Origin of the sequence: Pontibacter lucknowensis, from assembly GCF_900156415.1 — a bacterium.
GTDB classification, from domain to species: domain Bacteria; phylum Bacteroidota; class Bacteroidia; order Cytophagales; family Hymenobacteraceae; genus Pontibacter; species Pontibacter lucknowensis.
The window spans coordinates 28,458-42,811 of the sequence record NZ_FTNM01000006.1; the positions used below are offsets into that span (position 1 = coordinate 28,458).

Sequence of the window (14,354 nt, forward strand, 5' to 3'; positions counted from 1 at the left end):
AGTGTGGGGGCTGTTTATTTTTCACCGGTTATACCCCTGCCCTATCCTGACACCGCCCTTGCACGTAGTTATACAATCAATCAAAAAAGGGAACATGCAAGAAGAGAACACAGAACATAAAAAATTAAGAATAGCAGCTGTGGGAGACATACATGTGCAGGAGCAGGACGCTGGCAAATGGACAGATTTTTTCAGGCAGGTATCGGAAGAGGCGGATGTGCTCCTGCTCTGCGGCGACCTGACTGACACCGGCCGCGAAAGCGAAGCCGAAGTGCTGGCCGAGGAGCTGAAGGCCTGCTCTATACCTGTACTGGCCGTTTTGGGAAACCATGATTATGACCATGACCAGGTAAAGAAATTGCGAAAGGTATTTGCTCCGACAAATCTAAAACTGCTCGACGGCGACTTTACTGTGATCGGGCATGTGGGCTTTGCCGGTGTGAAAGGATTCGGTGGCGGATTCGACAGGTATATGCTCGGTATGTTCGGTGAGCAACTCAATAAAGACTTTGTGCAGGAGGCCGTAACGGAGGCCTTGAAGCTGGATGCCGCCCTGTCGCAGATCGACAGTGAGCATGGCGATCTCAAAAAGATTGCGCTTCTGCACTACTCTCCTATTCAGGCAACCATCGAAGGCGAGCCTGAGGCCATCCATCCATTCCTGGGCTGCTCCCGCCTGGAAGAGCCGCTTAACCGTCGAAACGTGCTCGCCGCCTTTCATGGCCATGCACACGTAGGCACCCTGGAAGGCGAAACGTCAACCGGCGTGAAGGTATACAATGTGTCGAAACCGGTGCTTCAGAAGTCGGAGTATGAGAAGCCTTTCTTTCTGTTAGAGGTATAGACCTGAAACTATATGGAAATAAACAGGAGGCTATTGGCCTCCTGTTTACTGGTAGCTATACCTAACGCCCGCTTATCCGAAAGCACGGCATAAAGCGGACTTTTAATAATATTGAACCCCATAAACTGATCGGCATTCTCAAACAAGCCAGTGCATGTAGCGAAACACCTCCTGAACCGGAAGAAATTAACCGATTTTAGAGATCAGGTCGGCTGACCTATTGGAGTAACCTACCTCGTTGTCGTACCAGCCGACCACTTTCACGAGCGTACCGTTTGCCGAGGTCATCTCTGCGTCGAGGATGCAGGAATGTTTGTTACCGACTATGTCAATGGAAACGATCGGGTCTTCCGTATACTCCAGGATTCCTCTCAATGAGCTTTCAGCCGCATTTTTCATGGCAGCGTTTACTTCCTCTTTCGTAGCGGGCTTTTGGAGCACACAGGTAAGATCGGTGAGAGAGCCGGCAGGTATAGGCACCCTGATGGCCACGCCATCCAGTTTGCCTTTCAGGTGCGGCATCACGAGACCAATCGCTTTGGCTGCCCCGGTTGTCGTAGGTATAATGGAGTAGGCTGCGGCACGGGCTCTTCTCAAATCCTTGTGTGGCGCATCCTGCAGGTTCTGGTCAGCCGTGTAGGCATGCACGGTAGTCATGTAGCCTTTCTCAATGCCAAAGGCATCGTCAAGTACTTTTGCCATAGGTGCCAGGCAGTTGGAGGTGCAGGATGCATTCGAGATGATTCTTTCGTCGCCTGTCAGGATATTATCGTTCACGCCCAGCACCACCGTTGGTATATTTCCCTTGGCAGGTGCCGAGATCACGACCTTTCTCGCACCGGCTTCCAGGTGCTGGGAGGCCCCCGCTTCGTCAACAAAGCGGCCCGTGGACTCGAGCACAACGTCTATACCTAATTTCTCCCACGGCAGGTTTTTGGGCTCCCGCTCAGCTGTCACGCCAATCTCCTGGCCGTCCACGATCAAACCGTTTTCCGTGGCCTGCACTATGCCATTAAAGCGGCCGTGCACAGAATCATACTTCAGCAGATGGGCAAGTGTTTTGGTATCGGTCAGGTCGTTTATGGCCACCACTTCAACATTTTCCTTCCGGAGGAGGGCTCTGAAAGTGAGCCTGCCGATACGGCCGAAGCCATTGATTGCAACTTTTATCTTCGCCATAGTTTTCAGATTGAGTTATGCGTATGGTAAAAAATTTAACTTTCGGGTTTTCCTAAGTGCTATACCTTAGTTATACTGTAAAACCATCCGGGAAGTCAATAAAAAGTGTCTTGCTGTAAATAAAGCTATCGGCATTGGCCAACAGGCGGCGGCAGTTCTCGCTCAGGTGGCGCAGGTGCAAATTGCCAGCCTGTAGACGACCCAAAACTGACTGAACACAGTTTTTGCATTTCAACGGATTATTAGTACTTTTGCATCCTCAAATGTACGCACATACCATACATAGCGTCCCTACTCCCCCCTGATCATCTATTTACCCTTCCCGGGTAAACAGCTATACTATTTCATTTTTCACATAAAGATCCTCCGGGATCAGCTTTAATTCAGGCTTCATGGTTTCAGAAGAAATCCTGCGCAGACGCACGTTTGCCATTATCAGCCATCCCGATGCTGGTAAAACTACACTTACCGAAAAACTGCTTTTGTTCGGCGGTGCCATCAATACGGCAGGCGCTGTCAAGAGTAACAAAATCACAAAATCTGCCACTTCTGACTTTCTGGAGATAGAGAAGCAGCGTGGTATCTCCGTTGCCACCTCGGTGATGGGCTTCGACTATGCCGGGCACAAGATCAACATCCTCGACACACCCGGTCACAAGGACTTCGCCGAGGACACTTACCGCACGCTCTCGGCCGTGGACAGTGTAATCCTGGTGGTGGACTGCGTGAAAGGCGTGGAGGAGCAGACCCGCAACCTGATGCAGGTATGCCGCATGCGCAACACACCCGTGATCGTCTTCATCAACAAGATGGACCGTGAAGGCCGCGACCCTTATGAGCTGCTCGACGAGCTGGAGCGGGAGCTCAACATCCACGTGCGCCCGCTGAGCTGGCCCATCGGTATGGGCTCCACTTTCAAAGGCGTGTATAACCTGTTCGACAAGGACCTTCGTCTTTTCACGGCCAACAAACAACAACTCACCAAGGATGTGATCGCGATCGAGGACATCAAAAGTTCGGAACTGGACGAGATCATCGGAAAGCAATCTGCTGACACGCTGCGGTCCGACACTGATTTCCTGAACGAGTTTTACGAGAACTTCGACCTCGACCTGTACAAGGAGGGTTACCTGGCGCCCGTGTTCTTCGGCAGCGCCATCTACAACTTCGGCGTGGGCGAACTGCTGGACACCTTTGTCAAGATCGCACCATCACCACAGGCAGTGCAGGCATCACAGCGGGAGGTGCGGCCAGAGGAGAATGCCTTCACCGGCTTCATCTTCAAGATACACGCTAACCTCGACCCGAACCACCGCGACCGCATCGCCTTTTGCAGGATCTGCTCCGGCAAGTTTGAGCGTAACAAGCTCTACTACCACACCCGCCTCGACAAGCGCATCCGCTTCTCCAGCCCCACCAGTTTTATGGCCAACGAGAAGAGTCTGCTGGATGAGGCGTGGCCGGGCGATGTAGTCGGCTTGTACGATACGGGTTCCTTTAAAATTGGCGACACGCTCACGGAAGGCGAGCTGCTGCAATACAAAGGTATACCGAGCTTTTCCCCGGAAATTTTCAAGGAAGTGGTGAACAAGGACCCTTTCAAGACAAAACAATTGGAGAAAGGTATACGCCAGCTCACGGACGAGGGTGTGGCGCAGCTATTCATGCAACAGCCTGGTAGCCGCAAGATCGTCGGGACGGTAGGTGAACTGCAGTTCGACGTGATCAAGTTCCGCCTGAAGCAGGAGTACGGTGCCACCTGTGACCTGTATCCCCTCAACTATTACAAAGCCTGCTGGATCACATCAGACGACAAAGAGGCGCTGGCCCGGTTCATCGCGATCAAGGGCAGCCACATCGCCTACGACAAAGACGATAACCCGGTGTTTTTTGCCGATACGTCGTGGGTGCTGCGCTCGGTGCAGGAGCATTATCCGAAACTGAACTTCCACTTTACTTCCGACTTCAAATTTGAGGCGGCCAGGCAGGGGTAAACCCCTGCTGTTCAATTAGCTGTACAGAAGTCACCTCATTATTCCCATAGACCTTACCCTATTTCATAACGGTAAACACATTTATGAATCAAAATTCATTACCCGATCAGAAAAGAATCAACGACGGGTTTTTCTCGCATGTCAAGACTGACCTGCCTGCCGGTCTTGTCGTATTCCTGATTGCGCTTCCGCTTTGCCTTGGTATTTCGCTTGCCTCCGGTGCCCCCCTATTCTCAGGCATCATTGCCGGTATAGTGGGCGGTATCGTTGTGGGCTTTCTGAGTGGCTCCAAGGTTAACGTAAGTGGACCGGCTGCTTCGGTGGCGCTGGTGGTGCTGATGGCCATTCAGTCGCTGGGCTCATTTCAGGCGGTGCTGGCGGCCACAATGGTAGCAGGTGTGCTGCAGATCATCCTGGGCTTCCTGCGAGCGGGCACTATTGCCTACTTTTTCCCAAGCTCCATGATCAAGGGTATCCTGGCTTCAATCGGCCTTATCCTCATCATTAACCAGATACCGCACGCTTTCGGGTATGCAGGCAAAGAGCTCTTCGGCAGCATGGAAGACGGCTTCAGCACCAACCTGTTTGCCGGTGTGCTGGACCAGATTAGCCTGGGCGCCACCATCATCACGGTGCTCTCCCTCATCATCATTTTTGCCTGGGACCAGCCGGCGCTCAAGCGCTATACCTTCTTTAAGTTTGTGCCCTCTGCCCTTATCGCAGTAGTGGTGAGCGTACTCGTAAACCAGCTTTTCGTGGCTTATTTTCCGCAGTTGGCCCTAAGCGGAAACCGACTGGTGCAGCTTCCGGCAGCGGATGGCATCGGTGAGTTTTTCTCTTTCTTCACCTTCCCGGATTTCTCCCAGCTCACTAACCCGGAGCTGTACACCGTGGCCCTGAGCATCGCTTTCATCGCATCGCTGGAGTCCCTGCTGAGCACTGAGGCAGGCGATAAGCTAGACCCATACAAGCGCAAGTCCTCCACCAACCGCGAACTCAAAGCACAGGGTATAGGCAACCTAGTGTCAGGCTTTATCGGCGGCCTGCCGGTGACCGCCGTGATCGTACGTACCTCTGCCAACGTGTCGTCAGGGGGACGTACGCCGCTGTCAACCATCACCCACGGCACGGTGATGCTGATCTGCGTGATGGCTATACCCCGCATTCTCAACATGATTCCGCTGGCTTCGCTTTCGGCAGTGCTCTTTGTGGTGGGATACAAGCTGACCTCCATCGCCCTTTTCCGCCGCATGTGGAAAGCTGGCAAGCGCCAGTTCGTGCCATTCTTTGTGACCATCGTGGCCGTGATGCTGACAGACCTGATCACAGGTATCATGATCGGTGGTGCTGTGTCGGTATTCATGATCCTGCGCGACAACTACCGCACGCCTTTCTTCATTGACAAGAAAGCGCACTACGAAGGAGAACGTGTGGAACTAGTTCTTTCAGAGGAGGTTACTTTCCTGAACAAGGCAAGTGTCATGCTCACGTTGGACCACGTAGCGCCTAATTCCACGGTGGTGATCGATGCTTCACGTTCTGTAAACATAGACGACGACGTGCTCGAGATCATCGAAGAATTTAAAGCCACGGCAGCTTATAAGAACATCAAAATTGAACAAATAGGCCTTGACAAGTTCTTTGCTCAGCGTAAACCAGCTTAAATTAGGACAATTTAGTAAGAACAATCCCATAAGTTAATCAGTATATAGAATCAGATTGATTCTATATACTGATGATGGATTACACCCGACTAAACACTACTCCTTCTCCCCCAGGAATGGAAGCCTTTGTTGTCTACTATCCACCATTGCTGCCTACCCTGGAATACCATGAAATTACTTTATAAAAAGATCATAAACCGGCTTAAAAAGATTACAGGACGCTTTGTGTCGCACAACATCCGCTACAGGCCTCAAAGTATATTCCGCCTGCATACCGACGATGCGCAAGCCCAGCGTGAAGCAAAGCTATACCCTGTTTATCCCGCCCTGCGCACCACCCTGGACATCCCGGAGGCTCTTTACGAAGCCTGCTCAGCCTACTGGAAGCCGCAGCGGGAAGTCACGACCGACTATGAGGTGGTAGAAGCCCCCAATGGCCGCATCTACACCGACAACGACAGCACCATAGCGATCATCAGCAAATACAACCGCCTGATCGAGAACGTGTCCCTGAGCATGAAAGAAGGGAAAGTAACGGAAAACGGGTATAACAATATCTTTGAACAGCGCTATTTTTCGGCGCCTACCAGGTTTGAGGGCACGGTCTTTTCTCTGCTGACCGGCGGAGCGGGGCTTAACAACATCAGCCACTGGTTTGTAGATGTACTGCCACGCCTGCACCTGCTCAAAGAGAGCGGACTGTACGACAAAGTGGACTGGTTCCTGGTGCCCAGCCTGCGCTATGACTTCCAGCTCGAAACATTGCGACTGCTAGGTATACCGGAAAAAAAACTGATTGCCGGTGACGAACATCCGCACATCATGGCCGACTGCATCATCGCCTCCACTGCACCCCGTGGCAATCACACGCTGGTACCGCACTGGCTCTGCCAATACATTCAGGCCGCATTTGTGCCCCTCGCCGCCCAGGAAACCGAAGCAGACCAGCAGGGCGTAAAATTGTACATCAGCCGCAGCGACTCCAAACTGCGGCAGGTGGAGAACGAAGCGGAGCTGGTGGAGGCCCTGAAACCCTACGGCTACCGCCCGGTGGTGCTGAGCCAATTATCCGTGCTGGAGCGGATCAAGTTGTTCTCAAGGGCCAGCTCGGTGGTGTCGGCTACGGGAGCGGGTCTGGTCAGCATGATGTTCTGCAAACCGGGCACGCAGGTGATCGAGCTGTTTCACGAGGGTTTTGTCATAGAACCTTTCTATGACATTGCCACCAAAATGGGCATGGACTACAGCTACATCATCTGCAAGAGCAACAGCCTGGTGAAAGACGCCGGACAAGGCCAGCACGAGAACCTGAAAGTAGAGCTTCCGGAGCTGGTAGAACTGATCCGGGCCGGGAAGAAAAATAAACGACAGGCGCAGCCAAACCAACAAACCAACTTGAAGTATAGCTGATATAGGGATGGCAGCATTGCGCCACTGAACTTAAACTGAAAACAATGGAAGAAGATAAAAAGAAGTACCTCGATGCTTTGCGTAAAAACAACGGAAAGCTCGACGAAAGAGCCCTGGGCGAGAGCCTTGGCTTCAGCAAGGAGTACACAGACGAACTCATTGAAGCGCTCATGGCTGACGAAAAAATAGAATACAGCGCAGGTCAGAACTGTAGCTACAAAGTGAAGGAATAATCAGCCGATCGGGCAGACAGCCCTGATTTGCAGGAAGAGCGAGCCGCCCTGAACCATACCTCGAACAGGTATAGTTCAGGGCGGCGTCATTAAGGCAGGCTATCCACTTTAATTCCTGGGTACAGGCTGCTTGCTTTATACTTTCAAATGAATATATTTACATATCATAAAAAAACAAAAATCTCCTCACCTTCAAAAATCAAAGTATATGGGTATGATAAAAGAGTTTAAAGAGTTTGCCATGCGCGGCAACGTGATGGACCTGGCCATTGGTATCATCATAGGTGCTGCTTTCAGTGGCTTGGTTAATTCCGTTGTCAACGACCTCATCATGCCGCTGGTCGGTAAGGCGATCGGTGATATGGACTTCTCCAACCTGTATGTGCCACTCTCTGATGCCGTACCGCAGGGCCTGGCGCTGGAAGAGGCCCGTAAACTGGGTGCTGTATTTGCCTGGGGTAATTTTATTACAGTATTGATCAACTTCCTGATCCTGGCCTTCATCATATTTATGATCGTGAAAGGCATGAACCGCATGATGCGTAAAAAGGCCGCCGCTCCGGCAGTGCCGCCTGCTCCTACCAAAGAAGAAGTGCTGCTCACCGAAATGCGCGACGCCCTGCGCACCATCGCTGCGAAGTAAGCGCTGCCCATACCTGAAAAGCCCTGCTGCACTTCGGCGAATACGCCAGTGCCGCAGGGCTTTTTTGTAATCCAGGGACTAAAGAAATGTTGATTGCTGGATGCACGATTCCGACAGGTCGCTACACTTCTATCCTCTGCTATACCTGTCCTTTGGATTCACCTGGCTGAGTTCGATCAGCAGCTGGGCTATGTTATGTGTGGTGGCTTCGAAGAAGGCCTTGCCTTTGGCGGGTGTGGCGGCGGCCGGGTTGCCGATGCCGGTATCGTCGCTCACCTGCGACCACATGCGCTCTGACCAGGCCCAGCCTTCGCGTATACCTGTGAGGCGGGACTTGTGCTCTTTGCCCTCCCCTGCTGCGCTAAGCGGCAGCATCAGGTCAGGACGCAGGTGCTGCATGATGCTGGTCTCCATCTCGTCGGCGTGGTCGCCTGGGCTGTCGAAAAAGGCCTTGCGGTCGGCGGCCAGGAACCAGTTGCAGGTGAGCAGGAACATGTCCGGAAACTGCAGGCCCAGCTCGCGCAAGATTGGTTTGAAATCGTTGCCACCGTGGCTGTTGAGCAGCAGGAGCTTGTGTATACCCTGCCGGTTGAGTACCGTGACGATGTCGCGCAGGATAGCCAGTTGGGTGCTCGGGTTCAGGTTGATATCGAGCTTGATGTCGGCCTGACCGGTATTTACGCCAAATGGCAGCACCGGCAGCACCATCACCTTTGCCTCTGCTTCCCAGGCCAGTCTGGCAGCCTCAGCCGCCACTGCCTCCGCTTCGTAGTTATCAGTGCCGTAGGGCATGTGATAGTTGTGGGCCTCAGTGGCACCCCAGGGCAGTATGGCTACTTCAACCTGCTGGTCTTTGATCGCTTTCCAGTTCGTTTCGGCAAGTATGTAAGGACGCATGAATAGTTTGGGAGTTAAATTTTCTGAGCGGGGATCTTAACTTTCTAACTTTCAACAAGCCATTCGATCGCTTCTTCCATGCTTTCGAAGCTGCGATACATGATGGAGCCGACGACCAGAGCTGCGGCGTTACTGGAAATGGTTTCGCGGTCAGGGTCAGGGGTCTTGAGCTTGGCAAACTTTTGCAGCCGCGTACTGGCCAATTGCAGGGCCAGGTTGTTTATAATCCCGGCATACTCCTCCATGGGCACCGTCACCTTCGACTGACGCGTATCGGTGAGGATGCGCTTGATATCGTAGCTGCGCACTGTTTCTACCACCTCGTTGATGATATACGTTACCTCAGGCAAGGTATAGCTGTGCATATTCGGCCAATCCACCAACAGGATATCTTTGGTGGGGTTATAATCCAGCTTCAGGAATTTATTTGGAATGATCATGTAAGTTTTTTGGACAAAGCGCTACTTATACGCTTCACAGGGCAAAAGTAATGCATTTGGGTGATCATCCAAGTATCCAGTTGCGTGCCTCTCCGTACTGCTCAAATTCTCTGAAGCTGTAAGGCAGCGTACTGTTGTCCACTGTCTTGAACATATTTTCGCAGCTGATCCGTGCTGAGATGTCATTAGAGCGGACACGGGCCATTTTATCCAACTGCTGTGCGTGCGGGTAAAAGAGCGGCGCCCACTCCTCCTTCGTCCACTTCTGATCTGACAGACGCACCACACGGGCCTGGCGGTAGTCATCAAGCCAGCGCTTCACTTCGTAGTTTTTGAGTATATGAATGTACTGCAGCATCGCTTCCCGGTACTCTGCGCTGGCCGCGTAAGCCGACCAGGTGATCTCCAGTAATTGCTCTGCCTCGTAATAGGCAATGTTTATATAGTTTTTTTTGTATATTATCATTGCAATACAGTCTGTATAACTGACAGGGACATAGAGCGCTGTAAAACAATCGTTTCCGTGTTTACGTCACCCGTGTACTCCTATCCATATATTTCGACAAGGGTTTGCAATAAACAGTTTCCAGTTTTAAAATCAAAACCACTGCATAATTTTAGTATGAATTATTGACCTTTCTCTAGTTTGACTTGACCATTCAGGTGCTGCTTTGTAACTTGTGCCGATTCATATCTGAATTATCCGTAGTATTCAGCACACCCCATGATTCTTTTACAAAACAGCATATTGCGACTGGAGTACAACCCGGCCACCGACATACTGCAGGTGCGCTACCCCGACCTGCAACGCTATCATTTGTCAGAGATCAGGCACAGCCTGCAGATCATGGTGGAGACGATCCGAAACTACGATGTGCGTAAGCTCATGCTCGACGCCCGCACCACGTCTATAGAAATTGAGGAGGAGGAGAACCGCCAGCTGACGCTGGAACTGGCAGGTATGCTGTCGAAGACACGGCTGACCAAAGTAGCCCGGGTACAGCCCTCTGACCCTGAGAAAGAATCCCGCGCCCAGCGCAACATTGAGGCCGCTCGCAAAGCAGGCATCTTAAATTATGAAGTAGGTACATTTACCACACCGGAAGAGGCCCTGATCTGGCTCAAAGCTTAAGGTATAGACATAAAAAAAAGCGGCCCCGGTCGTTCACCCCCGGAGCCGCTCCTATCATTCACAAAATGAGCTTTCGCTAAGCTGCCTATATATACGGCTGCCTATATTAGAAAGTTGTTATCTTTTTTAAATTATTTTTTCGGGTAATAGCGGGTCATCTTATCAGCAGCTTCGCGGGCGCCTGGTATATGTCACACCTAGGGCAACTCTATAAAGACGGAGGTACCTGCATCTACCTGACTTTCAATCCATACCCTGCCCTTGTGCTCGTCTATTATCTGTTTGACAATGTATAGCCCCAACCCTGTCGTGGGCTCCCCATTTGTCCCTTGCCTCCTCGCTTTGGTGAATTTCTGGAAGACAGTGGCCAGCAGTTCAGCGGGAATCCCGATTCCGTTATCCTGCACCTGCAGCATCTTTTTGCCACCTACTTCTTTCAGTGTGAGGCTTATCTGACCATTTTCCTGGCTAAATTTTACGGCATTGGAAAGCAGGTTCTCCAGCACCCACCTGAACTTATCCCTATCAATGGCAGCAAAAACAGGTTTTCCTGTATGATGGAACATCAGGCTAATACATTTTCTTTCCGCGACTATACGCAGGCTGTTCAGGTGGAGCTGAATATAATCTTTCAGGTCTGTTTCTTCCAGTGTAAGATACCTGGACTCAATCTCTCCTATGAGGAGCAGCTCACTGATCAGGTGGAGCGCTCTATCTGAAGTTTCCGAAATAAGGTTGACGTATGAAAGGATTTGCTCGGCCTTCTCCTGCCTTTTTTCCCCAGACTCTTCCAGGTTCTCCTTTAGAAAGCGGGCAGCCATCATAATATTGTTAATCGGAGATTTCAGATCGTGCGCTACCATGTGCATGATAGTTTCCTGGTTATCATACAGCTTCTTGAGCTCCAGTTCAAGAAGCTTACGTTTGTCTATGTTCTCTACTATCGTAAAGCCTAGCGTAGCGTCCTGGTCCTGAAAAAGAATCGAGGTTACCCGACACCAGAAACTGGTGCCGTCCTTATTGAGCAGGCAGGTTTCTATCTGAAAAGAAGGAATCTGCTCTTCCCAAAGCTTTTTCTGCAGTGCTTGCCAGTCCAGGACAAAATCAGGGTGGGCAAACTCGGTAATGCGGGTACCGATCAGCTCGGCTTTGCTGTAACCCATCATCCGCTGCAAGGCCTCGTTCACCTGCGTAATTTTCAGGTCAGCGGAAATGATCTTCTGCCCCAGTACAGACTGGTAAAATATAGCTTCGAAGCGGCTATGGCTCACTTCAAAGTTTTTATGAATGGCTTGCTGTGTATTTAGTTTCTCGTATGCTGCTGCGTTCTCCAAACGCAACTGCTCTATCTCCTTTCGCAAAGCCAGGATTTCGGCCTCGGAAGAAGTGCTGTTCGCCTGAGAGGTTTTTTGGTTTGTTTTTGAATTAGGCATATATGGCAAATACGTCACTAATCGGCGGTTATCCGACTATATTTTTCATTTGGCTAATGAATTAATCTTAATAAAGATACAGCTGGGCGATAAAATAGTTGTTATACCTTCACAGTGATGAGGTCCTGCATTTCGTACTCCGCCCGCGGCATGGCAAAGCCCGGATCCACGAGCTTCACATCGTATTTGAGGTCGTGGTTCTTGTGCTCCACCCGCTCGCGCAGGTAGTAAAGCACCAGCTCGTGCATGGCCTCGTAGTTCAGGTCCGTCTTACCCTTGGTCTTTACGCCATACTGTGCATAAAAAGCAGCCTTCAAAAAGTCGTGCAGGTGATTTTTCTCATGCTCCTCACTCTCACTCAGGTTGATGCTATCGAGCAGGGTGCGGAGTGCCGCTTTGTAAGCCTCCATGTCGGGGCGGGAGGTCTTGAGCCGGAGATACGCTTTGTTCAAGGCCTGGCGGCGTAGAATGTTTTGCTGCATGGCTGAAATTTACAATAGCAAGATACCTAAAAATAAGGCATGGAAGGGAAAGATGTATTAAATATGAATAATATCCTATACCTGTTTCAAAATGCCATCTGCACTGGCTACAGCGACTTTCCCAGGGCCTGCCTTTACCTGAACTCCACTCAGAAGAAAGATTAAATAAAAAATTATCAATATTTTTATTTTTTAAATCAATAAAATAACCATAACCTAATTTCAGAATAGCTCGTTATGGTATTTTTATATAGCCATAACATCTCCTACACTTTTTCAAGGGTACACTTACCACTTCTAGTAGTCTGTTTACCTCGTTTATTTACATGCTTACCAGCTCTAGTAAAACATGCTCTTAGCTTCAACCGAGCTTTGAAACTTGTTTTAATTTAAAAAGCTGCCAGGCCTGTTTGCGTCCAGAAACTTTAAAACTATACCTAAATCAATTAATTATTTAAACTTTTAAACTATGCGCAACAAATTTTTTACTACCAAAACTTTACTTTATCCGGCTCTTTTCGCCTTTGTGGGCCTGATGGGATGTAACCCCGAAGAAGACATGAACCCAACTGGCGAGTTGAGCCAGGAAGCAACGCAAATGGCGCAAGGAATTAACCCAAAATCAAACGTAAAACTGCACAAAAACCAGTATGTGGTTCTTTCGAGCAGCGAAACCATGTCAGCTGATATTGCAGCTCAACTGAACGCCGCCAATGGCAAAGTAATCAGCTTGCTTGAGCAGGCTGGTGTGGCCACCGTTTATTCAGAAGATCCGAATTTCGTTGCCAATGCCTCTAAAATTAATGGTATACGCTCTGTGGTGCGCGACCTGGAGGTACAGTGGTATAATCCGGATGACATGAAGATTGTCGAACTGAGCGACGTGGGCACACCACCGGCAAGCGGCGACGACGACCGCTTCTTTGACCTGCAGTGGGGACATGCCGCTATTAAAGCGCCAGAGGCCTGGAACGCCGGCCATCGTGGCAGTGGTGTTCGTGTTGCCGTACTGGATAGCGGCTTTGACTTAGACCACCCGGACCTGGCACCCAACATCGATCTTGCTGCCAGCAAAAACTTTGTTCCAGGCGAAGGATTGAGTTACGCCCTATCGGGTGTAGGTAGCCACGGCACCCATACAGCCGGCACCATTGCGGCAGCCGACAACGGCATTGGCATTATAGGTGTTGCGCCTGAGGCGAAACTGATTTTGGTAAAGGTACTGCGCGACTCCGGCTCCGGTTCTTTCTCCTGGATGATGAATGGCATTGTTCATGCGACACAGCAAGGCGCTAATGTAATCAACATGAGTCTTGGAGCGGCCCTTCCACGCAATGGCAAATTCCTGAACGACAATGGCACACCAGAAGATCCATCTGATGACTTTATTGAAAGCGACACCAAAGCCGTGCAGGAGTTGCTGATCGCCATAAACCGCGCCACCAGCTATGCCACCAAGAATGGTGTAACCGTTATAGCCTCTGCTGGCAATGACGCCAACAACGGAAACGCAGACAAGTCGCTGGTACACATACCTTCTTCTTCTACTGGTGTAATTTCTATTTCAGCGACGGCTCCACGTGGTTGGGCACTTAATCCTTTCGGCACTTTTATGGATGACTTCGCCTCTTACTCTAACTATGGTACCTCTGATGTGCACTTTGCAGCCCCAGGCGGTGACTACATGCATCCGGGTAATGAGATAGCCATCATTGCAGGTGTGAGACAATACGTTTATGTATTTGATTATGTGTTCAGCACAGGCAGCAGCCTAACTCCCGGAGTTGCTCAGTACTACTGGTCAGTTGGTACAAGTATGGCAGGTCCTCACGCAGCAGGCGTAGCAGCACTTCTTATCGGACGTAACGGTGGTCAGATGAGCCCAGCGCATGTACTGGCCAAACTACGGGCCACTTCTGACGATCTTGGCAAGCCTGGCCGCGACCCTTACTACGGTTATGGCCGCGTAAACGCTTTCCGTGCCGTGACTGAATAAGTACGAC

Annotated in this window: 15 protein-coding genes; 8 read left to right on the forward strand and 7 right to left on the reverse strand. The window is 50.6% G+C overall.

What is annotated here, in order from left to right:
• The first annotated feature begins 94 nt into the window (after window positions 1–94).
• On the forward strand, window positions 95–844 hold the full coding sequence (locus BW972_RS16845; RefSeq protein ID WP_076422997.1) for a metallophosphoesterase family protein: 750 nt from the start codon (window positions 95–97) through the stop codon (window positions 842–844).
• A 186-nt stretch (window positions 845–1,030) separates the two neighbouring features.
• On the opposite strand, the gene gap is transcribed toward BW972_RS16845, so the two are convergent.
• The gene (gene gap / locus BW972_RS16850; protein ID WP_007660434.1) at window positions 1,031–2,023 is read right to left on the reverse strand and encodes a type I glyceraldehyde-3-phosphate dehydrogenase; all 993 of its coding nucleotides are present in this window, start codon (window positions 2,021–2,023) and stop codon (window positions 1,031–1,033) included.
• Window positions 2,024–2,093: 70 nt separating this feature from the next.
• Complete coding sequence (locus BW972_RS20150) at window positions 2,094–2,228, reverse strand: hypothetical protein (protein ID WP_255345429.1); 135 nt, start codon at window positions 2,226–2,228, stop codon at window positions 2,094–2,096.
• A 187-nt stretch (window positions 2,229–2,415) separates the two neighbouring features.
• Between BW972_RS20150 and BW972_RS16855 the strand changes: the two genes are divergently transcribed.
• From BW972_RS16855 to mscL, 5 genes are all read left to right on the forward strand, one after another.
• Window positions 2,416–4,017 carry a peptide chain release factor 3 gene (locus BW972_RS16855; RefSeq protein WP_076422998.1) on the forward strand — a complete coding sequence of 534 codons (1,602 nt, stop codon included), beginning with the start codon at window positions 2,416–2,418 and terminating at the stop codon, window positions 4,015–4,017.
• A gap of 83 nt (window positions 4,018–4,100) precedes the next feature.
• Window positions 4,101–5,681, forward strand: a complete 1,581-nt coding sequence (locus BW972_RS16860; protein WP_076422999.1) for a SulP family inorganic anion transporter — start codon at window positions 4,101–4,103, stop codon at window positions 5,679–5,681.
• Between the two features lie 168 nt (window positions 5,682–5,849).
• Window positions 5,850–7,091: a glycosyltransferase family 61 protein gene (locus BW972_RS16865; RefSeq protein ID WP_076423000.1), complete on the forward strand. Its 1,242-nt coding sequence runs from the start codon at window positions 5,850–5,852 to the stop codon at window positions 7,089–7,091.
• Window positions 7,092–7,135: 44 nt separating this feature from the next.
• The gene (locus BW972_RS16870) at window positions 7,136–7,324 is read left to right on the forward strand and encodes a hypothetical protein (RefSeq protein ID WP_007660441.1); all 189 of its coding nucleotides are present in this window, start codon (window positions 7,136–7,138) and stop codon (window positions 7,322–7,324) included.
• Between the two features lie 214 nt (window positions 7,325–7,538).
• Window positions 7,539–7,967 (forward strand): large conductance mechanosensitive channel protein MscL, encoded by a 429-nt coding sequence (gene mscL / locus BW972_RS16875; protein ID WP_040574886.1) that lies wholly within the window; start codon window positions 7,539–7,541, stop codon window positions 7,965–7,967.
• Window positions 7,968–8,096: 129 nt separating this feature from the next.
• Here mscL and BW972_RS16880 read toward each other — a convergent pair whose 3' ends face one another.
• The 3 genes from BW972_RS16880 to BW972_RS16890 form a co-directional block, all read right to left on the reverse strand.
• Window positions 8,097–8,864 carry a creatininase family protein gene (locus tag BW972_RS16880; protein WP_076423001.1) on the reverse strand — a complete coding sequence of 256 codons (768 nt, stop codon included), beginning with the start codon at window positions 8,862–8,864 and terminating at the stop codon, window positions 8,097–8,099.
• A 44-nt stretch (window positions 8,865–8,908) separates the two neighbouring features.
• Entirely contained in the window at window positions 8,909–9,304 is a 396-nt protein-coding gene (locus BW972_RS16885) for a hypothetical protein (RefSeq protein ID WP_076423002.1), read from the reverse strand.
• Between the two features lie 64 nt (window positions 9,305–9,368).
• Entirely contained in the window at window positions 9,369–9,770 is a 402-nt protein-coding gene (locus BW972_RS16890) for a hypothetical protein (protein WP_007660444.1), read from the reverse strand.
• Between the two features lie 258 nt (window positions 9,771–10,028).
• On the opposite strand from BW972_RS16890, the gene BW972_RS16895 reads away from it, so the two are divergent.
• Complete coding sequence (locus BW972_RS16895) at window positions 10,029–10,436, forward strand: hypothetical protein (RefSeq protein ID WP_007660445.1); 408 nt, start codon at window positions 10,029–10,031, stop codon at window positions 10,434–10,436.
• A 197-nt stretch (window positions 10,437–10,633) separates the two neighbouring features.
• Here BW972_RS16895 and BW972_RS16900 read toward each other — a convergent pair whose 3' ends face one another.
• Together BW972_RS16900 and BW972_RS16905 are read right to left on the reverse strand one after the other, a co-directional pair.
• A complete protein-coding gene (locus BW972_RS16900) occupies window positions 10,634–11,869 on the reverse strand; it encodes a PAS domain-containing sensor histidine kinase (protein ID WP_076423003.1) in 1,236 nt (411 codons plus the stop codon).
• 101 nt (window positions 11,870–11,970) lie between these two features.
• Window positions 11,971–12,351 carry a DUF7149 domain-containing protein gene (locus BW972_RS16905; protein WP_076423004.1) on the reverse strand — a complete coding sequence of 127 codons (381 nt, stop codon included), beginning with the start codon at window positions 12,349–12,351 and terminating at the stop codon, window positions 11,971–11,973.
• Between the two features lie 469 nt (window positions 12,352–12,820).
• Between BW972_RS16905 and BW972_RS16910 the strand changes: the two genes are divergently transcribed.
• Window positions 12,821–14,347 (forward strand): S8 family peptidase, encoded by a 1,527-nt coding sequence (locus tag BW972_RS16910; RefSeq protein WP_076423005.1) that lies wholly within the window; start codon window positions 12,821–12,823, stop codon window positions 14,345–14,347.
• The last annotated feature ends 7 nt before the right edge of the window (window positions 14,348–14,354 follow it).

What these genes read in the sequence shown, in the direction of transcription:
- BW972_RS16845 (WP_076422997.1), top strand. Translation starts at nt 95, where the DNA reads ATGCAAGAAGAGAACACAGAACATAAAAAATTAAGAATAGCAGCTGTG.
- gap (WP_007660434.1), bottom strand. Translation starts at nt 2,023, where the DNA reads ATGGCGAAGATAAAAGTTGCAATCAATGGCTTCGGCCGTATCGGCAGG.
- BW972_RS16855 (WP_076422998.1), top strand. Translation starts at nt 2,416, where the DNA reads ATGGTTTCAGAAGAAATCCTGCGCAGACGCACGTTTGCCATTATCAGC.
- BW972_RS16860 (WP_076422999.1), top strand. Translation starts at nt 4,101, where the DNA reads ATGAATCAAAATTCATTACCCGATCAGAAAAGAATCAACGACGGGTTT.
- BW972_RS16865 (WP_076423000.1), top strand. Translation starts at nt 5,850, where the DNA reads ATGAAATTACTTTATAAAAAGATCATAAACCGGCTTAAAAAGATTACA.
- BW972_RS16870 (WP_007660441.1), top strand. Translation starts at nt 7,136, where the DNA reads ATGGAAGAAGATAAAAAGAAGTACCTCGATGCTTTGCGTAAAAACAAC.
- mscL (WP_040574886.1), top strand. Translation starts at nt 7,539, where the DNA reads ATGATAAAAGAGTTTAAAGAGTTTGCCATGCGCGGCAACGTGATGGAC.
- BW972_RS16880 (WP_076423001.1), bottom strand. Translation starts at nt 8,864, where the DNA reads ATGCGTCCTTACATACTTGCCGAAACGAACTGGAAAGCGATCAAAGAC.
- BW972_RS16885 (WP_076423002.1), bottom strand. Translation starts at nt 9,304, where the DNA reads ATGATCATTCCAAATAAATTCCTGAAGCTGGATTATAACCCCACCAAA.
- BW972_RS16890 (WP_007660444.1), bottom strand. Translation starts at nt 9,770, where the DNA reads ATGATAATATACAAAAAAAACTATATAAACATTGCCTATTACGAGGCA.
- BW972_RS16895 (WP_007660445.1), top strand. Translation starts at nt 10,029, where the DNA reads ATGATTCTTTTACAAAACAGCATATTGCGACTGGAGTACAACCCGGCC.
- BW972_RS16900 (WP_076423003.1), bottom strand. Translation starts at nt 11,869, where the DNA reads ATGCCTAATTCAAAAACAAACCAAAAAACCTCTCAGGCGAACAGCACT.
- BW972_RS16905 (WP_076423004.1), bottom strand. Translation starts at nt 12,351, where the DNA reads ATGCAGCAAAACATTCTACGCCGCCAGGCCTTGAACAAAGCGTATCTC.
- BW972_RS16910 (WP_076423005.1), top strand. Translation starts at nt 12,821, where the DNA reads ATGCGCAACAAATTTTTTACTACCAAAACTTTACTTTATCCGGCTCTT.